Genomic DNA, 21,572 nt, shown 5'->3' with positions numbered 1-21,572 from the left:
ATCGCCGGTGCTTTCCGTCGTGCCATATGCGGCTCCCTTTCTACCCATTATGCCAATCACACACGAAATTCCGGATAGTCCCCATAGTTACTCCGGAAAGCCGCCATTCGTCTTCATATCGCTAAAGCAGGAACGGAACTGATTCCGGCTATTCGCGACTTGAGATCCCAAGCCTAAGACCACAATATAGGCTGATAGCCGGGATCGGGACTCATGCACCAAACGAAGGCCTACAGCGACCCACGGGCGACCCTTTGCCGAAAGGCGAAGTTCACCCTTGTCTTCAAGAGGGATCGGTGACTATCTACCAGTCACGCACTGGCACATAGTCAATCGAAAATACTAAACTGGCACTCACCGTAGAGGCCTCATGCTAGAAGCAGCGCTTCGAGATTTACTGGCGATCCATATTTCGGTTCTTGGCACTGATCTAGAGATTGCGAAGGTCGAACAGTACCTACCCAGCAACATTGGGACACGGAGCTTCGTCGATATCCTGGCAAAGGACGGACGAGGACGGTGGGTTCTGATTGAGCTGAAGAGGAGCGGTGCCTCTTCGCGGGAAGCGATTCACGAAATCTATAAATACGTGGAAGCAATAAAAGGTCATCTCGGAGCCCGCGATGACGAAGTCCGTGCCATAATCGTTTCCACCGAGTGGAAAGAGCTTCTGGTTCCGTTTTCGCGCTTTTCCTACGACACCTCCATTTCGGTTACTGGTGTGAAGCTGCTGGTCGATGAGTCCAGCGGGACGCTAAGTGCGGAGATGGTTGAACCGCTCCCGGTGAATGCTGGGCGGGTTTTATCGCCGTGGCATGAGATCAGCCTTTACCTTAGCGAAAGCCGAATGGCCGAAGGTATCGCCAGCTATGATGCCAGTTGCAAGGCGAAAGGTATCACCGACTATGTGATGGTGCAACTGAGGTCTGCACCGGATTTGTATGAGCGTGAGGTCTATGCAACCGCTCACAATCTTAATTTGATTCGCGATAATCGGCGCGAACCTACGCAGGAAGATCTAGCCGATGTGGCCGGTAGGATGACGCGGTTTGATCACATGATCTATTTCGTCCCTCAGCTCCAGTCGGCTGGAGAGTATCTGCGCATCATCGCGGCTGACCCTGAGGCATACGAAGCAGCGAAAGATTTCTTTGAGAGAATGGAGGGCGACGAGCTGCTTTGCTCCCTTCAGGAATATGCGCTCTATGCAACACCGCGGGTCGACCGGGACTATGTTGAAATCGGCTATCCGGCAAAGTTCAAGAACAAGATCATCGAGACTGAAGGGTGGACAGTTGAGTGCTTACACCGCCGGGGATCATTTGCACGCAATTTGGCGCTCTCCGACGACATCATTCTTGGTGAAATTGCTGGCGAGGCAGGCACGTCCGGTCAGAGGCTGAAGCGGTCGATATCCTTGGCGGATCGGGCCGACGTGTCGCAGATCATGAAAGACGTCAAAGAGTGCCTTCCAAATAATCCGGTTTGGGTGAGCATGATCCGCACACAGCTGGAAGAGGCAAAAGATGATTTTCCCGAGGGAATGGCAGACGTCTCCGTGTTTGCGCCGTCGACGGGCATCCTGACGTTACTGTTTGCTACAACTAAGGATGATGGCGTCCTGTACGTGCCCTCCTATGGGTTGTCTGTTTACGTTGATGGGAACCCCGTCCGCATCTACGTCGGCGAACTGGTATCAGGAGGCTCTGAGCCGCGCTCACCAACGATCTTTCGCGACATCCTGAAGCGCTATTACGGTGGTGACATCGGGAGTCTAGTCATGTCTATGACGCGGGGTGGCTATGAAACGCGGGACATCGAAATACTTGATGACCTCGGCCTAGTTTACAGCAGCTTCCGTTGTGACATTGCTGGGGAGGAACGACGATTTTTTCGCGTGACTAATGGTCGGTGGAGAGCTGCTAAGGCAACTATGCCTTTTGCCCTGTTCAATGAGTATCTCGGTTTAAACAAGGATCTTTTGCGTACCATCTTTTTCAAACTGAGTCCGAGAATAGGCCCTATGTGCGACGGCAGTTCAGCAAACCTGCGCCTGGGGGACGTAGTTGACGAGGAGTGCGTCAGAAGGGGTAGATACTACGGGGATTTTTCAGAAAAATGCGATCTTTGTCTCATTCCTCTGGCTGAGGAGACGTTCATCTCGGACGGTCGGGTCGATGGTCAGGCCGCCTGGGCGAACATGTGTGCCGACTGCACACTCTATCATGGTGTAGGCATTGGCTGGGGTACAGGTCAGCTTTATCGGCGTGAGTCGGACGGACGCCTTTTGTTAGTAGCAGGTGAATCGCCTGATGATGACGATGACGATGACGATGACGATGAGTAGGACAATGACTGGTGAAAACAGCTCCCATAGCCCGTGTTTGTAATCAGATGTTCGCTCCTGGCGGCGCCTCACAAAAGCTAACTGTTCAATGGTGGCACCATTATTGCCGCCCCTTCGAGGGTCAGCGTTTTCAGCCGTTCGATCAAAGCAGCCGCCGTTCCGCAACCCACCCATGCAGGCATCTGGATCGTCCGGCCTCATGTCCGGCATCCAGTAGCCGCTAAACTCGCGTAAGCGACCTGCATGGGCGCTAAGCGGACATCTCAGCTGTTGTTTCCAACCGCCCTCCACCATGGTCCTGCCGGCGTCATGGAGAGACGGCCTCCTCGCAGGGAAGGCCTCGCTCCCTTCTACATGCTCATGGCTGGCGCCAGGCTGGCGAGCAGGCCGGCCGCGAGGATGACGAGCCCGCCGAGCAGGATTTCCACGCCCAGGCTGCGAAGAAAACTCCGCCGCGCGGCTGTGCCTGCCTCGGCGCGGGCGAGCGCCGGGGCCGAGCGGAAGCGGTGGCGGCCCGCGAGCAGGAGCAGGGCGGCGAAGAGCGCCATCTTGAACAACGCCACCCAGCCATAGGCCGTGGCGAACAGGCTGTGCCAGCTGCCGATCAGGGCGAGGCCCTGCACCAGGGCTGTGATGGCGAGCAGCAGCACGGCGGTCTGGCCGAGCGGCGAGAAGGCGCGGCACAGGGCGGCAAGCGCCGGGGTCGGCGCGCGTCGGGCAGCGAGATAGAGCGCGGGCAGGCTGCCCAGCCAGGCGCCGGCCGCCAGGATATGGATGAGGTTGGTGGCGATGAGGCCGGCCGTGCCCATGCTGAAGGCATGGCTATGGGTTGTCTGCAGGCCGAGCGCGAGCGCCGAGGCGACGAGGATGGGCCCTTCGAGCGCGCGGCGCCTCGCCAAGCTCATGGCGAAAACGCTCATGGCGAAGACGAGGGCGAGGGCGGCCAGTTGCGCGATCACCCCATGGCCGAACTGCGTCTGGCCGAGCATGATGCCGGTGGCGGCGATCGTCTCGCCAAGGCTGTGGGCGCTGGCGAGATCGCGGCCCAGGAAGATAAGCCAGAGGGCAAGCCAGAGCGCCGCGAAGGCCGCGAAGCCGCGCTGAAGCCGCAGCAAGGCGAGGGCCAGCGCCTCGGCCGCGGCAGGTTCCATCCGCGCGAGGCCCCGCGGCAGAACGGCAAGGCGCAGCATGCTGGTGCCGAACACCAGGGCAAGCGCGCCGTCGCTGATCCCCCGCATGAGCACGAGGCCGATGCCGCCGCTATCGGAAAGATCGAAGGGCGGCATCGGCACGCCCGCGCTCTCCGTTATTGTGCCAGCCGAAAGCTGTAGCTGCCATGGGTCTTGTGGGTGTCGGTGTCGGTCGCGTGCCACACAACCCTATACTGGCCGGGTTTCATCGGCCCGAGGGCCACGCTCAGATGGTGATGATCGCCGGGCGAGACCTTGGCCTTCCCCTCGCTCACCACGCGGCCGTGCGCATCGACCACCTTCATGCCGGTGAAAGCGGGTTCAAGCTCATCATCGAACTCGATCCAGGCGGTGGTGGGCGCCTGGTGCAGGACCGCCCCTTTCGCCGGCGATTCAGTCTTCGGATAGGCATGGGCGAAGGCCGGCACCTGGCTGAACAGCATCAGGCCGGCAGCCGCCAGAAGAACCCGCTTCATATTGAACCCTTTTTCATGTGCGTGGCGTGCCCGTGCCACGGGCGCGGGCATCACTCGCATAAACCTTCCCATGGGGCAAGGTTCATGCCTGTTCGTACAGAAAGTTGTGAAACTTGTTCATCAGCCGCCTTCGAAACCCGCCAGGACATTGACGACGTTGATGCCGATTTCCGCCACCGCATAGCCGCCCTCCATCACGAAGAGCGTCGGCAGGCCCGCCTGGGCGATCGCCGCGCCCATCGGATGAAATGCTCCTGGTCGAGCAGGAATTGGGAGATCGGGTCGCCCTTGAAGGTATCGACGCCGAGCGAGACGATGAGCGCATCGGGCGCGAAAGCGGCGATCCGCCGGATCGCCCGCGCCAAGGCTTCCGCCCAGGCCGCCCAGCCGGTGCCCCAGGGCAGCGGCAGGTTGAGGTTGCAGCCTTCCCCCGCGCCCGCGCCCGTCTCATCAGCGAAGCCGAGGAGATAGGGGTATTCCTGATCCGGCGTCGCGTGGATATTGACGACGAGTACATCCGGCCGCTGATAGAAGATCTGCTGCGTGCCGTTGCCGTGATGGTAATCGACATCAAGGATCGCGATCCGCCCGGCACCCTTATCGCGCAGCGATTGCGCGGCGATGGCGGCATTGTTGAGATAGCAATAGCCGCCGTAATGGTCCGATCCCGCATGGTGGCCGGGCGGGCGGCAGAGCGCGAAGGCCGCGCGGCCGCCCTCGCCGAGCAGGGCCGCGCCGGTGAGCGCGACATGGGCGGAGGCTTCGATCGCCCGCCAGCTCGTCTCCGTCAGCGGGGTTCCGGCATCGAAGCAGAACCAGGCGAGCCGCCCTTCGATGTTCTGCGGCACGCGGTCTGTGCGGAAGCCGCGCGTGAAGAAGGTGAAGGGAAAGGCCGCCCCGGCGCGGCCGAGCGCCTTCCATTCGGCCGCGCCGGTTTGCAACAGCGCGACCATGCGGGGATCGTGAATGCGGGTGATCGCCTCGGCGGCAAAAGCCCGCGGCGGATGGACGGGGCCGAGTGCCACCTCCTCAATTCGGCTGAGGATGATATGCGCGCGCTCCGGCTTCTCGAAAGCCGGCACGAATTCCCCCGAGTTCAGCTCCCCCGGGCTCGCATGCAGGGCATGCTCGGCCGCATAGACCACATCCATGGAAGCCTTCCCCCCCGGCCGGCCGTCGCTACGCTTGGCGGGAAGTCTCCGTCATTTGCGGATCGCGGTCCAGATCCGGTCGAAGTCGCGCGTTACCGCCTCACCGCAGCCGGGGGAAAAGACGATCCTGTAGCCCGGCGGCGGGTTGAATTCCGGCATGCCGGCGAGGGCGGGCATCAGATAGGGCGCCGCACCCTGCACGGCATTCTGGTAGCCGGTGTAATTGCTTTCCGCCGCCGCATTCACCGGGTTCATCATGAAGTTGATGAAGGCGAGGGCATTGGCGCGGTCCGGCGCGCCGGCGGGGATCGCGAGATTGTCCATCCAGCCGATGCCGCCCTCCTTGGCATAGACGTAGCGCAGGCTCGGCCTCTGCACCCGCGCGCGCTCGGCATCGCCCGACCATTGCTCGCTCATCGCAAGATCGCCGGCCACCAGACGCTTGATGATGAGATCGGAATCATAGCTCATCACGAAAGGCCTCTGGGCGAGCAGCAGCGCCTCGACCTGGCTCAGATCGGCCTTGTTGGCGTCGCAGAGCGGATGGCCGAGATAGAGCAGCGCGAGGTTGATGACCTCGCTCGGCGAGCCGAACATGCCGACCTTGCCGCGGAACACCTCGGGCGGCTTGAAGAGCGTGCCGAGGCTATCCACCGGCCCGGCATAGACCTGCGTGTCATAGGTGAAGGAGGTGGTGCCCCATTGCCAGGGCACGGTATAGGCGGCCTGCGGATCCCATGCGCGGTGGCGCCATTGCGGGTCGAGGTTGCGGAAGTTCGGCAGATGCGCGGCGTCGATCCGTTCGAGCAGGTGATCGGCGATGAAGATCTTCACGAAGTCGTTGGACAGCACAACGATGTCGTAGCCCGGATTGCCGGCGCGCAGCTTGGCGAGCAGCGTCTCGTTCGAATCATAGGTGTCGAGCGTGACCTTGATCCCCGTCTCGCGCGTGAAGGCGGCGATGAGATCGGGGGCGGTGTAATCGGACCAGTTGAAGATATGGAGAACCTTGGGCGCCGGGTGGTCGGCGGCCCGCGCGCCGGGCATGGCGGCGGCCAGGGCCAGGAGAGCGAGCAGGGCGCCAAGCGCGCGGGCCCAGGTCTTGATCGCGATCGAGGACAAGCTGAGGCGTCTCCCATCCAAGCATGCGGGCCGGGCTTCACGGCAAGCGGCCCCGCCTTCGTTGCAGAGCGCGCGGCGCGCGCGGGGGCTTCCCTCAGCCGTGCCGCAGGCCGATATCGCGCCGGCAGAACCCCTCCGGCCAGTCGATCACGCCGACCGCCGCATAGGCATGGGCGCGGGCGGCGCTGAGTGTCGGCCCGGTCGCGTTAACAACCAGCACCCGCCCGCCATCGGCGAGGATGCGCGAACCCTCGGCCCGGGTGCCGGCATGGAAGAGGGAGACCTGCGCCATCGCCGCCGCCTTATCGAGCCCGCGGATCTCGCTGCCGCGCGGATAGGCGCCGGGATAGCCTTGTGCGGCGAGGACGACGGAGACGGAGGCTTCCGCCCGCCAGCGCAGCAGGCTGTCGTCCAGCCCGCCATCGCAGGCGGCGACGAGGGCGGGGAGCAGATCGCTCTCCAGCAGCGGCAGCAGCGTCTCGGCCTCCGGATCGCCGAAGCGGACATTGTATTCGATGAGTTTGGGCCCATCCGCGGTCAGCATCAGCCCGGCGAAGAGGATGCCGCGAAAGGGGCTGCCGCGCCGCGCCATCTCGGCAAGCGTCGGGCGGATGATGGTCTCCATCACCTGGGCGCGCGTCTCGTGGGTGAAGCCGGGCGGCGGCGCGATCGCCCCCATGCCGCCGGTATTGGGGCCGGTATCCTGGTCGCCCACGCGCTTATGGTCCCGCGCCGCGCCGAGGAAGAGGGCGCTTTCGCCATCGCAGAGCGCGAAGACCGAAACCTCCGGCCCCTCCAGGCATTCCTCGATCACCACCCGCGCGCCCGCGACGCCGAAGGCGCCCTCCCGCAGGCAGGCGATCACCGCTTCCTCGGCCGCCTCGACCGTCTCGGCGACGACGACGCCCTTGCCGGCGGCCAGCCCATCGGCCTTGACGACGATCGGCGCGCCGCGCCGGCGGATGAAATCGAGCGCCGCCTCGGTCTCGGTAAAGGCTTCCCACCGCGCCGTCGGCACGCCGGCGGCATCCGCGATCTCCTTGGTGAACTGCTTGCTGCCCTCAAGCTGGGCGGCGGCGCGGCTCGGCCCGCAGCAGCGGATGCCGCGCTCGGCCATGGCATCGGCGATACCGGCGACGAGCGGCGCCTCCGGCCCCGGCACCACGAGGTCGATATGGTTGGCGGCGGCGAAGGTGGTCAGCGCCTCGATCTCGGTCGCCGGAATCGGCACCAGCACGGCATGCTCGGCAATGCCGGGGTTGCCGGGCGCGCAGAACAGCGCGCTGACCCCCTGGCTCCGCGCGATCGCGCGCACCAGCGCATGTTCCCGCCCGCCGCCGCCCACCACCAGAACGCGCATCGCCTCTCCTTGAGCCGCCTCGGCAGCCCGATGACCTTCAACCGGGCGCGGCTCTAGCATACTATCCGCCGATGGCCATGACCGAGACCGAGCTTCCGAGCAATATTCCCGAATACTCCGTGGGCGAGATTTCCGCCGCCGTGAAGCGCACGCTGGAGGGTGCCTTCGGCCGCGTGCGGGTGCGCGGCGAAATCACCGAACTCAAGCGCTATTCCTCCGGCCACATCTATTTCTCGCTGAAGGACGAGGGCGGCAAGATCTCCGGCATCATCTGGAAATCGGCGGTCTCGCGCCTCGGTTTGGTGCCGGAAAACGGCGTCGAGGTCATCGCCACCGGGCGCGTCACTGCCTATGGCGAGCGTTCCTCCTATCAGCTCATCGTCGAGCGGATGGAATATGCCGGCGCCGGCGCGCTGCTCGCGCGGATCGAGATGCTGCGCAAGAAGCTGACCGAGGAAGGGCTGTTCGAAGCGGCGCTGAAGCGGCCGCTGCCGGTGCTGCCGCGCCTCATCGGCGTCATCACCTCCGAACAGGGCGCGGTGCTGCACGATATCCGCACCACCGTCGCCCGCCGCTTCCCGCGCGATCTGCTGCTCTGGCCGGTGCCGGTGCAAGGGGAGGGGGCGGCGGCGCGCATCGCCGCGGCGATCGCCGGCATGTCGGCGCTGCCGGCGGAAGGGCCGCTCCGCCGCCCGGATGTGCTGATCGTCGCGCGCGGCGGCGGCAGCCTTGAGGATCTCATGGCCTTCAACGAGGAGATCGTGGTGCGCGCGGCGGCGGCCTGCCGCATTCCGCTGATCTCCGCCGTCGGGCACGAGACCGACACCACCTTGATCGATTTCGTCTCCGACCGCCGGGCACCGACGCCGACGGCGGCGGCCGAAATGGCGGTGCCGGCACGGCTGGAGCTGCTCGGCGATCTCGCGCAGAAGGCGGGCCGCCTCTCGGCCGCCATGGCGCGGCTGGAAGCCGAGAGCCGGCTGCGCCTGATCGGGGCGGCGCGCGGCCTGCCCGATATCGGCGCGCTGCTCGGCCAGGCGCGCCTCAGGCTCGACGATCGGGCCGAGCGGCTGCGGAACGCGCCGCAGACGCTGCTCGCCATGCGCCGCGCCGATTGGCGCCACGCGGCCGCACGCCTGCCCGCGCCGCATGCCTGGCTGCAGGGCCTCGGCAACCGGGTGAGCGAGGAGGGGCGGCGCCTCGCCCTCGGCCTGCCGCAACTCCTCGCCCGGCGGCGCAATGCGCTCGCCCTTGCCGCCCAGGGCCTGCCCGCCGCGGCGCGCCATCGCCTCTCGGTCCTGCGCCAGGCGGAGGCACGGATCAGCGCGCGGCTTTCCCCCGCTCCGGTGCAGGCCGGCCAGCGGGAGGTGCGGGCGCGGCTGGAAGGCCTTGCCGCGCGGCTCGCCGCCGGCTCCTACGAGGCGGTGCTGGAGCGCGGCTTCGCTTTGGTGTCAGACGAGGGTGGCGCGCCCGTCACCCGCGCGGCAGGCGTGGCGCCGGGCGCTTCTCTCGGCTTGCGCTTCGCCGATGGCGCGGTCTCCGTGGTGGCGGAGGGTGAAAGCGCGCCGCCGGCCCGGCCCGGCCGCCGCCAGCCCAGCGCCGCGCGCCAAGGCTCGCTCCTCTGAAAGGGCATCATGTTCTGCACCCGCACGCGCCATCTCGCGGCCGCCGATCCCCGGCTTGCCGGTGTCATCCGGCAAGTCGGGCGCTGCCGCCTCACCGTCGAGCGGGGGCGCGAGCCCTTCGAGTCGCTGCTCCGCGCCATCGCCCACCAGCAGCTGCATTCCCGCGCGGCGGCGGCGATCCTCGGGCGCTTCCTGGCGCTTTATCCGGGCCAGGATTTCCCGGAGCCCGAGCAGGTCTTGCGCACGGATGTCGTGGCGCTGAAGGCCTGCGGCTGGTCCGAAGGCAAGATCGCGGCCATTCACGACCTCTGCCGCAAGGCGATCGACGGCACGGTGCCGAGCCGCGCCCGCGCCGTGCGGATGAGCGACGCGGCGCTGATCGAGCGGCTGACCGCCGTGCGCGGCATCGGCCGCTGGACGGTGGAGATGCTGCTCATCTTTAGCCTCGGCCGGCCCGATATCCTGCCGATCGACGATTTCGCCGTGCGCGAAGGCTACCGTCTGCTGCACGGGCTGGAGGCGCAGCCGAAGCCGAAAGACTTGGCGCGCCTGGGCGAGATCTGGGCGCCCTATCGCTCCACCGCCGCCTGGTATCTCTGGCGCGCGGCGGATGCCGGCAAGACGATCACCTATACGGCGGGCTGAGGATCTCGGCGCCGCTCAGCGGTTCGCCCCCGGCGCCTCCGGCTCGAAAAGCGGCAGAAGTTCCATCCCCGGCACGGTGACGAGCCCCTTATCGGTCAGCCGGATCTCGGGAATGACAGCGAGGGGGATGAGGTTGAAGCCCATGAAGGGCAGCGTGCAGCCGAGCGCATTCCAGGCCGCCTTCAGCGCGGCCGCCTCCGCCGCCACCGTGCCGAGCCGCTTGTCCGACAGCAGCCCCGCGATCGGCAGATCGAGCTTGGCGACCACCGCGCCCTCCTTCACCACCACGAGGCCGCCCTGGCTCTCGCGCAGCGCCGCGAGCGCCACCTGCATATCCGCCTCCGTCCGCCCGGCGACGATGATGTTATGCGCGTCATGGCCGATGGAGGAGGCGACGGCGCCGCTGGTGAGGCCGAAATTGCGCAGCAGGCCATAGCCGACATTGCCCGCCGATCTGCCGTGCCGCTCGATCACCGCGGCGAAGCAGAGGCCGTGGCGGTCAAGCTGCGCATCCCAATCGCCATCCGCCGGATCGAGCATCACCTGCTCATGGATGAGCAGGATGCCCGGCAATTCGGTGCGGATGCAGTTCGCCGTCACCGGCTCGCGCGGGAGATCGGGGGTGAGGCGCAGGCCATCAGGGACGCTCACCGTCTCATAGGCACGGCGGGGGTAGCGGTAGCGCTCACCGTCCAACTGGGCATCGAGGGCCGGGGAGATCCGCCGCCGATCGACCGCCAGCACCCCGCCATACCAGGTGCTCTGCGGCATGAAATCGTCGTCGAGCAGCACGATATCCGCCCGCCGGCTATGGCCGAGGGCGCCGAACTCGCCATCCATGCCGTAGCGCGTGGCGCCGTGGAGCGAGCCCATGGACCAGGCGACAGCAGGGGAAACGCCGGCCTTCACCGCTTCCCGCGCCACCCAGTCGAGCCCGAAGAGGGCGAGGTCGTCCGCCTCGCGGTCATCGGTGCAGATGCAGACGCGCTTGGGCGAAGCGCCGAGTTCCGTCACCGCCTTGATCGCCTGCGGCAGGGAGTGCCAGGGCGTGGTGGGCGGCCCGCCGCGGAGGAAGAGCCAGAGCCCGGCTTCCAGGAAGTCGTTGGCGATCTCGCGGTCGATCGCCTCATGCGTATCGGTGATGCCGCTCGCGGCATAGGCGGCGACGAATTCCCGCCCGTAGCAATGGCCGCTGACCGGCCGGCCACGGCGCAGCGCCTCGGCGATGATCGCGTGGCTGCGCGCATCGCCCATCACGACGGGCACGAAATCCATCTTCTCGCCAAGCGCCACCGCCTCCGGCCAGGCATCGAAGAGGGCGCCGATCTTCTCGGGGCTGAGGTCGCCGCCCGCCGTCTCCAGCGCGTCCGAGGTCGCGGGCACCGTGCTCGGCACGGTGAGGAAGATGTTGAGGGGGGCGGCGCGGGCATCCTCCAGCATCCATTCCACGCCCTCCCGGTCCAGCACGTTGCCGATCTCGTGGCTGTCGCAGAAGATCGTGGTGGTGCCGTTGAGCAGCGCCGCCTCGGCATAGGCGCAGGCGGTGAGGAGGCTGCTTTCGATATGGACGTGGCTGTCCACCAGGCCGGGGGCGAGGATGCCGCCCGCCGCATCGTAGATCGCTGCCCCATCGCCCCGCCAGGCGCCGGCCGGCTTCACCGCCGCGATGCGCCCGCGGGAGACCCAGAGCTCGCGCCCGTCGATCAGCCGTTCCGAATAGGTCGAGAGGATGCGCGCATCGCGGATGACGAGATCGGGCGCGGCCCGGCCATGGGCGACGGCAGCAAGATGGCGGGTGACGGAAGCGAGCGGAGGGACCGAGAACCGATTGATCGCCATGAGCCGTGCTTCTCCTTGCCGCGATGATGCCGCGCCTATTCTGGCGGCCGGGCGGCCTTTTCCGCAATCCCGCTGGTGCCTTCCCGGCGCGCGAGTTCCGCCCAGACCTCGGCCGGGCGGATGCCGCGGGAGACCCAGACCACCATGAGATGGTAGAGCACGTCCGCGCTTTCCCCGATGAGGCCGGCGCGATCGGCGCCGCAGGCGGCCTCGATCACGCATTCGACCGCTTCTTCGCCGAATTTCTGCGCGACCTTGGCCGGGCCTTTGGCGAGCAGCCGCGCGGAATGGCTGGCAGCGGGATCGCCGCCCCGGCGGCTTTCGACCGTCTGCCACAGCCGGTCGAGCAGCAGGGCATCGGGCATCGGGTCGGTTTGCGCGCTCATGCTGCCGCTCCCGCCGCGGGTGGCGCCTGATGCGGCAGGGTCAGCCGCACCGGCAACTGCGCCTCAGCCAGCGCCTGCTTGACCTCGGGGATCTTGAACTGCCCGAAGTGAAAGACGCTGGCGGCGAGCAGCCCGGTCGCCCCGGCCTGCGCGCCTTCGACGAAATGCTGCAGCGTGCCGACGCCACCGGAGGCGACCACCGGGATCGTCACCGAACTGCAGACCGCCCGCAGCAGGTCGAGATCGAAGCCGCGGCCGGTGCCGTCGCGGTCCATGCTGGTGAGCAGGATTTCCCCCGCGCCCATCACCGCCATGCGCTGGCACCAGGCGACCGCGTCGATCCCGGTGGGCGTTCGCCCGCCATGGCTATGGACCTCCCAGCGGCCGGGGCCCGCGACCCGCGCATCGACGGCGACGACGACGCATTGATTGCCGAATTTCTCCGCCGCCTCGCTCACCAGTTCGGGCCGCGCGATCGCCGCCGAATTGATGCTGCACTTGTCCGCCCCCGCCAGCAGCAGCCGGCGCATATCCGCGGTCGAGCGGATGCCGCCGCCCACCGTCAGCGGCAGGAAGATGCGTGCCGCCGTCTTGGAAACGACATCGAGGATGGTATCGCGGTTTTCATGGCTTGCGGTAATGTCGAGAAAGGTCAACTCGTCGGCGCCGGCCGCGTCATACAGCGCCGCCTGCTCGACGGGATCACCGGCATCGCGGAGCGAGACGAAATTGATACCTTTGACGACCCGCCCATCCTTCACGTCCAGGCAGGGAATAACGCGCAGCTTCAGCATCTGGTCCGCCTTCTCTTGGCATGGACCTTTTGGGCAAGGCGGCCGGGAAGCGCAAGGGAAAGACAGCGGCCAAGACGGGCAGGGGGCAGCGCGATGAGCGGCGGGCAGAGCCACGGCGCGGGCGCGCAGGCGCATGCCGGGCATGACCATGGGGACGACCATGCCGGCCACGACCATGCGGGCCATGACCACCACGATCATACGGGGCACGAGGATCATGCCGGGCACGACCATCACGGCCATGATCACGGGGCGATGGGCCATGTGCATGCGCCGGCCGATTTCGGCCGCGCCTTCCTCATCGGCATCATCCTCAATGCCGGCTTCGTGGTGGCCGAAGTGGTCTATGGCATCCTCGGCCATTCCGTGGCGCTCGTCGCCGATGGCGCGCATAACCTGACGGATGTGCTCGGCCTCGCCATGGCCTGGCTTGCGGCCTCGCTGACCAAGCGGCCGCCGAGCAACCGCTTCACCTATGGGCTCGGCCGCTCCACCATCCTCGCCGCCCTCGGCAATGCCATGCTGCTGCTGCTGGCGACCGGCGCCATCCTGCTCGAAGCGGTGCAACGGCTCATCGCGCCGGCTCCGGTGGCGGCCGGCACGGTCATCATCGTCGCCCTCATCGGCATCGCCATCAACGGCCTCACCGCCTGGCTGTTCTTCTCGGGCGCCAAGGACGACATCAATATCAAAGGCGCCTTCCAGCACATGCTGGCCGATGCGCTGGTCTCGGTCGGCGTCGTCGTCTCCGCCGTCGTCATCAGCTTCACCGGCTGGTTTCGCATCGATCCGGCGGTCTCGCTCGTCATCGCGGTCGTCATCGTCGCCGGCACCTGGGGGCTCCTGCGGCAATCGGTGAAGATGTCGATGGACGGGGTGCCCGAATCGGTCGATGCCGGGGCGGTGCGGCGCTATCTGGAGGGGCGGCCCGGCGTCCTCGAAGTGCATGACCTGCATATCTGGGCGATGAGCACCACCGAAACGGCGCTGACGGGCCACCTTGTAATGCCGGGCCAGCATCCGGGGGATGCCTTCCTGCGGGAAACGTGCGACGATCTGCGGCGGAAATACCGCATCGGGCATGCCACGCTGCAGATCGAGATCGAGCAGGGGGGCCTGTGCCGCCTGGCGCCGGCCGGGGTGGTCTAGCCGCCGGGGCGGAAGCCCGCGCGCGCGACGAGAGAGACGAGCGAGAAAGAGAGAGACGAGAGAGTTGGACCTGACGCCTGTCACGCAAGCCTTCGTTCTGCATTTCGGGGAGATGGGCAGCCGCTGGGGCATCAATCGCACCGTCGGCCAGATCTGCGCGCTCCTGTTCCTCGCGCCGCGGCCCCTGCCGGCGGACGAGATCGCCGAGGCGCTCGGCTTTTCCCGCTCGAATGTCTCGATGGGCTTGAAGGAGCTGCAATCCTGGCGGCTCGTCCGCCTCCAGCACCTGCCGGGGGACCGGCGCGAGCATTTCTCGACGCCTGACGATGTCTGGCAGATCCTGCGCATCCTGGCGGAAGAGCGGCGGCGGCGGGAGCTTGACCCCACGCTCTCGATCCTGCGTGATCTGCTGCTCGACAAGCCCTCCGCGCCCGAGGACGAGCATGCCTATGAGCGCATGCGCCAGATGCACGACCTGCTCGAGCTGATCACCAAATGGTCCACCGACGTGCAGAAGCTCGAAACTGACCAGCTCATCGAACTCATCCGCCTCGGCGGCCGGGTGGTGCGGCTGCTGGAACTCAAGAACCGCCTGCCGGTGATCGGCCGGCGGGGCGAGCGCGCGGCCACCCGCGAGGCCGAGCCCGGGGCTGAGCCCGAGCGGTTCGAGATGCTGGACGGGGAAGACGAGGCACGGCCGTGAGTGCCAGGCGCCCCGGCAGCGGCCGGGGCCCGGCAACGGGGGCGCCATCCCGCCGCCTGCTGTTCCTGCTGCTCTATGGCCTCATCGTCACCCTGCTCGGCCTGTTGGCGATCGTCCTCAAGCTCACCCATCACGGCTGAAAGCGGCAGCGGGCGGCCATTCCTCGCCGGCGACATTCGCATGAAATTGCCACAGGAGGGGCCGGCTGCCCTTTCGCAGGTGAATCGGTCTTGCGGCGCCCCTTGAAATCCCTCTAGGAATACCCGGCCGACGGGATCAATTCTAAGAGAGAACGTTCAAAGATCATGGCGTTATACAGGATTGCTCCGCGTTCGGCCGCAGCCGGCTCCTTGCTCCTCGCGCTTGGCCTCGGCCTCGCCGGATGCAAGAAGAGCAATACCTATGTGCCGCCGCCGCCGCCGCAGGTTTCGGTCGCCGCCCCGCTCGTCCATGATGTGCAGCGCCATATCGAGACCACGGGCAACGTCAATCCGCTCAACTCGGTCGATCTCGTCGCCCGCATCCAGGGCTTCCTCTACAGTCAGAACTATACCGATGGCGCCATGGTGGCGAAGGGCAGCACGCTCTTCACGATCGAGCCCCCGCCCTATTTCGCCCAGTTGCAGCAGGCCCAGGCGCAGCAGGCGGCGGCCCAGGCCAATCTCGTCCAGGCGCAGCAGGCCTATGCCCGGCAGGCGCAGCTACGCACGCAGAACGTGAATTCGCAGGCCGATCTCGACAATGCCCAGGCCAAGCGCGATGCCGCCCAGGCGGATCTGGACAATGCGATTGCCGCCACCCAGCTTGCCGCGATCAACTATTCCTACACCCAGGTGAAGGCGCCCTTCGATGGGCAGGTCTCGGCGCATCTCGTCTCGGTGGGGCAGATGGTCGGCACCGCCGGGCAGCAGACCAAGCTCGCGACGATCGTGCAGCTCAAGCCGATCTATATCGATTTCTCGCTCAGCGAGCCGATCGTCCAGCGCATCCGCGCCGCCCTCCGCGCCCAGCACCGCCAGCTCACCGATGTGCATGACGTGCCGATCGCGGTCGGCCTGCAGACGGAAACCGGCTTCCCGCATGTCGGCCAGCTCGACTATATCGCGCCGACGGTGGACGCGACGACCGGCACGCTCTCCGCCCGGGCGGTCTATCCGAACAATGATCTCATCCTGCTGCCGGGCGAATTCGTCCGCGTGCAGATCCCCCTCGGCATCGAGAAGAACGCGATCCTGGTGCCGACGACGGCGATCGGCTCCGACCAGGGCGGCAATTACGTGCTGACGCTGGGCGCGGACAACAAGGTACAGGAACAGAGCGTCACGACGAGCTTCACGGTCGGCGACCTCACGGTGATCAGCAAGGGTCTCGCCGCCACGGACAAGGTGATCGTGGATGGCCTGCAGCGGGCGATACCGGGGGAGACGGTCTCACCGCAGAACGCCTCGCCGATCGCGCTGCCCGCCGACCTCGCCCAGGTTCAGTAGGCCGCGATGTTCTCGAAATTCTTCATCGAGCGGCCGGTTCTCTCGAACGTCCTCTCGATCGTGCTGGTGCTCATCGGCCTTGTCGCCATGGTCAGCCTGCCGATCGCGCAATATCCGAACGTGGTGCCGCCGACCGTTTCGGTGACGACCAGCTACCCCGGCGCGAGCGCCCAGACCCTGGTCGATACCGTGGCCCTGCCGATCGAGCAGCAGGTCAACGGCGTGCAGGACATGCTCTATATGCAGTCCACCTCGACCGCGAGCGGCAGCTATACGCTGACGGTCACCTTCAAGATCGGCACGGATCTGAACTTCGCGCAGGTGCTGGTGCAGAACCGCGTCTCCGCCGCCCTCGCGCAGCTGCCGCCCTCGGTGCAGGCGCAGGGCGTGGTGGTGGAGCAGAAATCCACCTCGATCCTGCAGATCGTGGCGCTCGCCTCGCCCGACAAGCGCTACGACAGCCTCTATATGAGCAACTATGCGGGGATCAACCTCGTCAACGTGCTCGCGCGGCTGCCCGGGGTCGGCAATGTCGCGGTCTTCGGCGCCGGCTCCTACGCCATGCGCCTCTGGCTCGATCCGAATGCGCTCAAGGCGCGCGGGCTGACGCCGCAGGATGTCATCAATGCGGTCAAGAGCCAGAGCCAGTCGGTGACGGCCGGGCAGGCGGGCTCGCCCCCCGCGCCCGCAAACCAGCCCTTCCAATACACGATCAATATTGCGGGCCTGCTGACGACGCCGGAGCAGTTCGGCGATATCATCGTCAAATCGGGCAATAGTTCCGCCTCCCAAGGCCAGACAGCGCAAGTGACGCGGGTGCGCGATGTCGCGCGGATCGAGCTTGGCGCGCAGAACTACGCGCAGACCTTCGACTTCAACAACAAGGCGTCCGCCGGTATCGCGATCTACCAGCAGCCGGGCGCCAATGCCCTGCAAGTGGCGAGCGAAGTCCGCAAGACCATGGCGACGCTCGCCAAGAGCTTCCCGCAGGGGCTGACCTATACGATCCCCTATGACACGACCCTCTTCGTCACCGCCTCGGTCGATGAGGTTTACAAGACGCTGATCGAGGCCGGCATCCTCGTGCTCGTCGTCATCCTCGTCTTTCTGCAGGATTGGCGGGCGACGCTGGTGCCGGCGACGACGATCCCCATCACCGTCATCGGCGCCTTCGCGGCGATGGCCGCCCTCGGCTTCACCATCAACCTCTCGACGCTCTTCGCCATCGTCCTCGCGATCGGCATCGTCGTCGATGATGCGATCGTCGTCGTCGAAGGCTCCGCCCAGCAGCTGGAGCATGGGCTCGATGGCCGCAACGCCGCCATCCAGGCGATGAAGGAACTCTTCGGCCCCATCATCGGCATTACGCTGGTGCTCATGTCGGTCTTCATCCCGGCCTCGCTGACGCCGGGGCTGACCGGGCAGATGTATGCCCAGTTCGCCCTCGTCATCGCCGCGACCGCGCTGATCTCGGCGATGAACGCAGCGACGCTGACGCCCACCCAATGCGCGCTCTTCCTGCGCGTGCCGAAGCCGCCCGAGAAGCGCAACATCCTCGCCCGCGGGTTCAACCGCAGCTACGATCGCGTGGCGAATTGGTATGCCGGCATCATCCGCCATATGACGAACCATGCGCTGCTTGCAGCCCTGGTCGCCTTCGTCATGATCGTCGGCGCGGTCTGGAGCATCGCGCGCCTGCCCACCGGCTTCCTGCCGATCGAGGATCAGGGCTATGTCATCGTTGGCACGCAGTTGCCGGATGGCGCCTCCCTCGGCCGTACCAAGCAGGTGCTGAGCGACATCACCAGCCGGGCGCTGAAGGTGCCGGGCGTGCAGAACGTGATCTCGATCGGCGGCGTTTCGGTGATCGACAATATGGCAGGCCTCGCCAATGCGGGCGTTGCCTTCGTCATGCTCAAGCCCTGGGGCGAGCGCGGCAAGGGCGAGGATCTGCGGTCGATCTACACGAATATGCTGGCCGCGCTGAAGCCGGTGCAGCAGGCGGCAACCTATGTGCTGGTGCCGCCCGCCATCCAGGGCATCGGCAATGCCAGCGGCTTCACCATGATGCTGGAGCAGCGGGACGGCAGCAATGATTACGGCAAGCTGCAATCCATCGCCCGCACGGTGGTCGCGGATGCGAACGGGCAGACCGGGCTCGCCCATGTCAGCACGTCGTTCCGCGCGACGGTGCCGCAATACAATGTCGTGGTGGACCGGGTGAAGGCCGAAAGCCTGCATGTGAATGTGGGCGATATCTTCTCCACCATCTCCTCCTATTTCGGCTCCACCTTCATCAACCAGTTCAACGAATTCGGCCTCACCTTCCAGGTCTATGCCCAGGCTGATTCGAAATTCCGGCTCGACATCAATCAGCTCAACACGATCTATGTGAAGAGCCAGGACGGGGTGATGATCCCGGTCGGCACCCTGGTGAAGATCGAACCGACGGTCGGGCCTTCGCTCATCAGCCTCTACAATCTCTATCCCTCGGCGACGATCATCGGCTCCAACGCGCCGGGCTTCAGCTCGGGCCAGGCGCTCGACCTGATGGACGAGCTTGCGGCCAAGACCTTGCCGCGTGGCACCGGCTATGACTGGACGGCGATGAGCTACCAGGAGAAGGCGGCGGGCGGCCAGATCGTCTATGCCTTCGGCTTCGCGCTCATCCTGGTCTATCTCGTCCTCGCCGCCCAATACGAAAGCTGGGTCAGCCCGGTCGCCGTGCTGCTCGCCGTGCCGCTCGCGCTGCTCGGGCCAGGCCTCGTGCTCGGCGCGCTCGGCGCCTCGAACAATCTCTATACCCAGATCGGCCTGCTGCTGCTCATCGCGCTTGCCGCCAAGAACGCCATCCTCATCGTCGAGGTCGCGCGGGAGCAGCGGGAGTTGCACGGCAAGTCCATCCTCGATGCGGCGCGCATCGCATCCCGCACGCGCTTCCGCCCGATCCTGATGACCTCCTTCGCCTTCATGCTCGGCGTCGTGCCGCTGATCACCGCCACGGGCGCGGGCGCCAATTCGCGCAAGTCGATCGGCATCACCGTCTTTTCGGGCATGGCGGCCTCAACCTGCCTCGCCGTCCTCTTCGTGCCGTCCTTCTTCATCGTGCTGCAACGCTTCGACGAGTGGTTGCGCGGCAAGAACAAGAAGCCGGCGGCGGCGGGGCAAGCGGGCGGCGAAGGCCCGCCTGCGGCACCACCGGCCGAGCCGCCGAGCCACCCGGCCTGAGCGGCCGCTCCTGCGGCCCTCAGCCTTCCGCCAGGGAGAGGGCGAGGCCGAGGCGGGAGGCGATCGCCCCGAGCTTCTCGGGATTGCGGATGATGTAGATGGCGGTGATCTCGCCGCCGGCGATCTCGATCGCGGTTGCCTGGGGGAGGCCATCCGGCTCCAGCGTCACGAAACCGGGCAGGCCGTTGATCGGGCCCTGGTAGAGCAGGGGCAGCGGCGCGCCCTTCTTGGCGGCAAGGCGCGCGAACATCCGCGCGGCGTTGCGGGCGCCATGGATGAGGTTGCGCGAAGCCGGGCGGAGGCCGCCGCCATCGGCATGCAGCACCACATCGGCGGCGAGCATGTTTCGGAGCGCTGCTTCGTCTCCGTTTTGGCTGGCCGCAACAAAGGCGCGGGTGATCCGCTCGCGCTCATCCTCCGGTACCGCGGCGCGCGGCCGGTCCTCGGTGAGATGCGCCCGCGCGCGCACCGCCATCTGCCGGCAGGCGGTTTCCGAGCGGCCGAGCAGGCTCGCGATCTCGCCGAAAGGCGTGTCGAACAGATCATGCAGGATGAAGATCGCGCGTTCCGCCGGGGTGAGGCGCTGCAGGGTGAGCAGGACGGCGAAGGAAAGGCTCTCCGCCCGCATCCGCGCCGTCTCCTGCGGGGCGTCGGCGCTCTCCAGCACGGGCTCCGGCAGCCAGGGCCCGACATAGAGTTCGCGCCGGCTCGCGGCACTCTTGAGGTGATCGAGCGCGAGGCGGGCTGTCGCCTTGAGCAGCCAGGCGCGGGGGCTCGCAATCTCCCCGCGATCGGCTGCCATCCAGCGCAGGAAAGCCTCCTGCGCGATGTCCTCGGCCGCGGCCCGGCTGCCTGTCATGCGATAGGCGAGACCGATGAGATCGGGCCGCAGCGGAGAAAAAGCCGCAGCCGCGGTCTCCCCGCCCGTCATGCGCCGGTCGGCACCGCCCGGAAGCCGATGGCAAGCCGGTTCCAGGCATTGATGGTGGCGATGAGCAGCGAGAGCTTCACGATCTCCTCCTCGGAAAACTGCGTCTTGAGGCGCGCCCAATCCTCATCCGGCGCATGGGTTTCGAAGACCCGGGTCAGCGCCTCGGTCCAGGCCAGCGCCGCCCTTTCCCGCTCGCTATAGAAGGGCGCCTCGTGCCAGGCGTCGAGCAGCAAAAGCCGCGTCGGGCTCTCGCCCGCGGCCAGCGCGTCCCGCGTGTGCATATCGATGCAATAGGCGCAACCGTTGATCTGGCTGGCGCGGGTCTTCACCAGTTCGATCAGGCTCTTTTCGAGGCCGGAAGTGACAACGGCGCGTTCCAGCGCCACCATCGCCTTCATGACCTCGGGGGCGGCGCGGAAATAGTCGAGACGGGGTTGCATGAGCCTGGCTCCTCTCTGGGGGGTTCATTCCCAAGACGAGTGAGCGACGCCGGATGTGACAGGCCCGCTCACTCGAACACGGCCGGGATGACGGAGGCGGCGAGCAGCAGGCCCATGGCGGTGTTGAAGATGCGCAAGCGCCCCGGCGCCGCGATATAGCGCCGCGCATGCGCGCCGAGCATCGCCCAGCTCGTCACGGTCCCGAGGCCGATGAGCAGGAAGATGCCGGCGAGGATGAGAACCTGCGGGGCCAGGGGATGGCCGGGCCGCGTATAGGTCGCAGCCGTGGCGAGCGCCATGATCCAGGCCTTGGGATTGACCCATTGCAGGCCACAAGCCCCCCAGAAGCCGATGGGGCGGGCGGCGGTCGTCACCCCCGGCTCAGCTTGGCCAGGCGCGCGGGCAATCTTCCAGGCAAGCAGCAGCAGCCAGCCGGCGCCCACCCAGCGCAGCACCTCATGCCATAGCGGATGGGCCGCGAGCGGTTGGGCAAGGCCGATGCCGACGGCCGCCACCATGAAGGCGAAGCCGAGGGCGACGCCGAGGATGAGCGGCAGGGTGGCGCGCAGCCCATGGGCCGCGCCGGTTGCGAGTGCCATGATGTTGTTCGGCCCGGGTGTCGCGGAAGCGACCAAGGCGAAGCCGAGGAAGGGCAGGAGATCGGGGTTCATGGCAGACGCGCCCCGAAGCGCGCGGGCG

19 protein-coding genes are annotated in these 21,572 nt (G+C 66.6%); 8 read left to right on the top strand and 11 right to left on the bottom strand.

Annotated features, from left to right (window positions below):
• Positions 1-370: 370 nt before the first annotated feature.
• Positions 371-2,347, top strand: coding sequence for an endonuclease NucS domain-containing protein (locus tag ACYQ7X_RS15430; protein ID WP_459697951.1), 1,977 nt, complete (start codon positions 371-373; stop codon positions 2,345-2,347).
• 350 nt (positions 2,348-2,697) lie between these two features.
• Here ACYQ7X_RS15430 and ACYQ7X_RS15425 read toward each other — a convergent pair whose 3' ends face one another.
• The 5 genes from ACYQ7X_RS15425 to purD all read right to left on the bottom strand — a co-directional run bounded on the left by ACYQ7X_RS15425 (position 2,698) and on the right by purD (position 7,646).
• On the bottom strand, positions 2,698-3,633 hold the full coding sequence (locus tag ACYQ7X_RS15425; protein ID WP_459697958.1) for a copper resistance D family protein: 936 nt from the start codon (positions 3,631-3,633) through the stop codon (positions 2,698-2,700).
• 20 nt (positions 3,634-3,653) lie between these two features.
• Positions 3,654-4,013, bottom strand: coding sequence for a copper resistance CopC family protein (locus ACYQ7X_RS15420; protein ID WP_459697950.1), 360 nt, complete (start codon positions 4,011-4,013; stop codon positions 3,654-3,656).
• A 194-nt stretch (positions 4,014-4,207) separates the two neighbouring features.
• On the bottom strand, positions 4,208-5,164 hold the full coding sequence (locus ACYQ7X_RS15415) for a histone deacetylase family protein (RefSeq protein WP_459697949.1): 957 nt from the start codon (positions 5,162-5,164) through the stop codon (positions 4,208-4,210).
• Positions 5,165-5,215: 51 nt separating this feature from the next.
• Complete coding sequence (locus ACYQ7X_RS15410) at positions 5,216-6,286, bottom strand: extracellular solute-binding protein (RefSeq protein ID WP_459697948.1); 1,071 nt, start codon at positions 6,284-6,286, stop codon at positions 5,216-5,218.
• A gap of 94 nt (positions 6,287-6,380) precedes the next feature.
• Entirely contained in the window at positions 6,381-7,646 is a 1,266-nt protein-coding gene (purD, locus tag ACYQ7X_RS15405) for a phosphoribosylamine--glycine ligase (RefSeq protein WP_459697947.1), read from the bottom strand.
• A 77-nt stretch (positions 7,647-7,723) separates the two neighbouring features.
• On the opposite strand from purD, the gene xseA reads away from it, so the two are divergent.
• Positions 7,724-9,271, top strand: a complete 1,548-nt coding sequence (gene xseA / locus ACYQ7X_RS15400) for an exodeoxyribonuclease VII large subunit (RefSeq protein ID WP_459697957.1) — start codon at positions 7,724-7,726, stop codon at positions 9,269-9,271.
• A 9-nt stretch (positions 9,272-9,280) separates the two neighbouring features.
• Entirely contained in the window at positions 9,281-9,916 is a 636-nt protein-coding gene (locus tag ACYQ7X_RS15395) for a DNA-3-methyladenine glycosylase family protein (RefSeq protein ID WP_459697946.1), read from the top strand.
• A gap of 15 nt (positions 9,917-9,931) precedes the next feature.
• Here the strand turns inward: ACYQ7X_RS15395 and ACYQ7X_RS15390 are convergent, their stop codons facing one another.
• Genes ACYQ7X_RS15390 through hisF form a run of 3 tightly spaced genes read right to left on the bottom strand, consistent with a single transcriptional unit; the run spans position 9,932 to position 12,935 of the window.
• Positions 9,932-11,755 (bottom strand): adenine deaminase, encoded by a 1,824-nt coding sequence (locus ACYQ7X_RS15390; RefSeq protein WP_459697945.1) that lies wholly within the window; start codon positions 11,753-11,755, stop codon positions 9,932-9,934.
• A 35-nt stretch (positions 11,756-11,790) separates the two neighbouring features.
• Positions 11,791-12,141: a phosphoribosyl-ATP diphosphatase gene (locus ACYQ7X_RS15385; protein ID WP_459697944.1), complete on the bottom strand. Its 351-nt coding sequence runs from the start codon at positions 12,139-12,141 to the stop codon at positions 11,791-11,793.
• Positions 12,138-12,935: an imidazole glycerol phosphate synthase subunit HisF gene (gene hisF / locus ACYQ7X_RS15380; RefSeq protein WP_459697943.1), complete on the bottom strand. Its 798-nt coding sequence runs from the start codon at positions 12,933-12,935 to the stop codon at positions 12,138-12,140. The genes ACYQ7X_RS15385 and hisF overlap by 4 nt, the downstream gene beginning before the upstream one ends.
• 93 nt (positions 12,936-13,028) lie before the next feature.
• Here hisF and ACYQ7X_RS15375 point away from each other — a divergent pair, with 93 nt between their 5' ends.
• The 5 genes from ACYQ7X_RS15375 to ACYQ7X_RS15355 all read left to right on the top strand — a co-directional run bounded on the left by ACYQ7X_RS15375 (position 13,029) and on the right by ACYQ7X_RS15355 (position 19,502).
• Entirely contained in the window at positions 13,029-14,084 is a 1,056-nt protein-coding gene (locus tag ACYQ7X_RS15375) for a cation diffusion facilitator family transporter (RefSeq protein WP_459697942.1), read from the top strand.
• Between the two features lie 64 nt (positions 14,085-14,148).
• Positions 14,149-14,787, top strand: coding sequence for a GbsR/MarR family transcriptional regulator (locus tag ACYQ7X_RS15370; protein WP_459697941.1), 639 nt, complete (start codon positions 14,149-14,151; stop codon positions 14,785-14,787).
• Positions 14,784-14,927: a hypothetical protein gene (locus ACYQ7X_RS15365; protein ID WP_459697940.1), complete on the top strand. Its 144-nt coding sequence runs from the start codon at positions 14,784-14,786 to the stop codon at positions 14,925-14,927. Before ACYQ7X_RS15370 ends, ACYQ7X_RS15365 begins: the two co-directional genes overlap by 4 nt.
• Before the next feature lie 210 nt (positions 14,928-15,137).
• Positions 15,138-16,274, top strand: a complete 1,137-nt coding sequence (locus ACYQ7X_RS15360; protein ID WP_459697939.1) for an efflux RND transporter periplasmic adaptor subunit — start codon at positions 15,138-15,140, stop codon at positions 16,272-16,274.
• Between the two features lie 6 nt (positions 16,275-16,280).
• Positions 16,281-19,502, top strand: coding sequence for an efflux RND transporter permease subunit (locus ACYQ7X_RS15355; RefSeq protein ID WP_459697938.1), 3,222 nt, complete (start codon positions 16,281-16,283; stop codon positions 19,500-19,502).
• A 19-nt stretch (positions 19,503-19,521) separates the two neighbouring features.
• Here the strand turns inward: ACYQ7X_RS15355 and ACYQ7X_RS15350 are convergent, their stop codons facing one another.
• The 3 genes from ACYQ7X_RS15350 to ACYQ7X_RS15340 form a co-directional block, all read right to left on the bottom strand.
• Positions 19,522-20,433 carry a sigma-70 family RNA polymerase sigma factor gene (locus tag ACYQ7X_RS15350; protein WP_459697937.1) on the bottom strand — a complete coding sequence of 304 codons (912 nt, stop codon included), beginning with the start codon at positions 20,431-20,433 and terminating at the stop codon, positions 19,522-19,524.
• Complete coding sequence (locus tag ACYQ7X_RS15345) at positions 20,430-20,873, bottom strand: carboxymuconolactone decarboxylase family protein (protein ID WP_459697936.1); 444 nt, start codon at positions 20,871-20,873, stop codon at positions 20,430-20,432. The genes ACYQ7X_RS15350 and ACYQ7X_RS15345 overlap by 4 nt, the downstream gene beginning before the upstream one ends.
• 68 nt (positions 20,874-20,941) lie before the next feature.
• Positions 20,942-21,544, bottom strand: a complete 603-nt coding sequence (locus ACYQ7X_RS15340) for a LysE family translocator (protein WP_459697935.1) — start codon at positions 21,542-21,544, stop codon at positions 20,942-20,944.
• Positions 21,545-21,572: the final 28 nt, after the last annotated feature.

This window comes from Acidisoma sp. C75 (assembly GCF_054665095.1).
Note: the sequence above shows the minus strand (reverse complement) of the source record. Positions and strands in the feature narration are given on the sequence as shown.

What these genes read in the sequence shown, in the direction of transcription:
- ACYQ7X_RS15375 (WP_459697942.1), top strand. Translation starts at nt 13,029, where the DNA reads ATGAGCGGCGGGCAGAGCCACGGCGCGGGCGCGCAGGCGCATGCCGGG.
- ACYQ7X_RS15425 (WP_459697958.1), bottom strand. Translation starts at nt 3,633, where the DNA reads ATGCCGCCCTTCGATCTTTCCGATAGCGGCGGCATCGGCCTCGTGCTC.
- ACYQ7X_RS15390 (WP_459697945.1), bottom strand. Translation starts at nt 11,755, where the DNA reads ATGGCGATCAATCGGTTCTCGGTCCCTCCGCTCGCTTCCGTCACCCGC.
- ACYQ7X_RS15430 (WP_459697951.1), top strand. Translation starts at nt 371, where the DNA reads ATGCTAGAAGCAGCGCTTCGAGATTTACTGGCGATCCATATTTCGGTT.
- ACYQ7X_RS15345 (WP_459697936.1), bottom strand. Translation starts at nt 20,873, where the DNA reads ATGCAACCCCGTCTCGACTATTTCCGCGCCGCCCCCGAGGTCATGAAG.
- ACYQ7X_RS15355 (WP_459697938.1), top strand. Translation starts at nt 16,281, where the DNA reads ATGTTCTCGAAATTCTTCATCGAGCGGCCGGTTCTCTCGAACGTCCTC.
- ACYQ7X_RS15340 (WP_459697935.1), bottom strand. Translation starts at nt 21,544, where the DNA reads ATGAACCCCGATCTCCTGCCCTTCCTCGGCTTCGCCTTGGTCGCTTCC.
- ACYQ7X_RS15415 (WP_459697949.1), bottom strand. Translation starts at nt 5,164, where the DNA reads ATGGATGTGGTCTATGCGGCCGAGCATGCCCTGCATGCGAGCCCGGGG.
- purD (WP_459697947.1), bottom strand. Translation starts at nt 7,646, where the DNA reads ATGCGCGTTCTGGTGGTGGGCGGCGGCGGGCGGGAACATGCGCTGGTG.
- hisF (WP_459697943.1), bottom strand. Translation starts at nt 12,935, where the DNA reads ATGCTGAAGCTGCGCGTTATTCCCTGCCTGGACGTGAAGGATGGGCGG.
- xseA (WP_459697957.1), top strand. Translation starts at nt 7,724, where the DNA reads ATGACCGAGACCGAGCTTCCGAGCAATATTCCCGAATACTCCGTGGGC.
- ACYQ7X_RS15395 (WP_459697946.1), top strand. Translation starts at nt 9,281, where the DNA reads ATGTTCTGCACCCGCACGCGCCATCTCGCGGCCGCCGATCCCCGGCTT.
- ACYQ7X_RS15385 (WP_459697944.1), bottom strand. Translation starts at nt 12,141, where the DNA reads ATGAGCGCGCAAACCGACCCGATGCCCGATGCCCTGCTGCTCGACCGG.
- ACYQ7X_RS15350 (WP_459697937.1), bottom strand. Translation starts at nt 20,433, where the DNA reads ATGACGGGCGGGGAGACCGCGGCTGCGGCTTTTTCTCCGCTGCGGCCC.
- ACYQ7X_RS15420 (WP_459697950.1), bottom strand. Translation starts at nt 4,013, where the DNA reads ATGAAGCGGGTTCTTCTGGCGGCTGCCGGCCTGATGCTGTTCAGCCAG.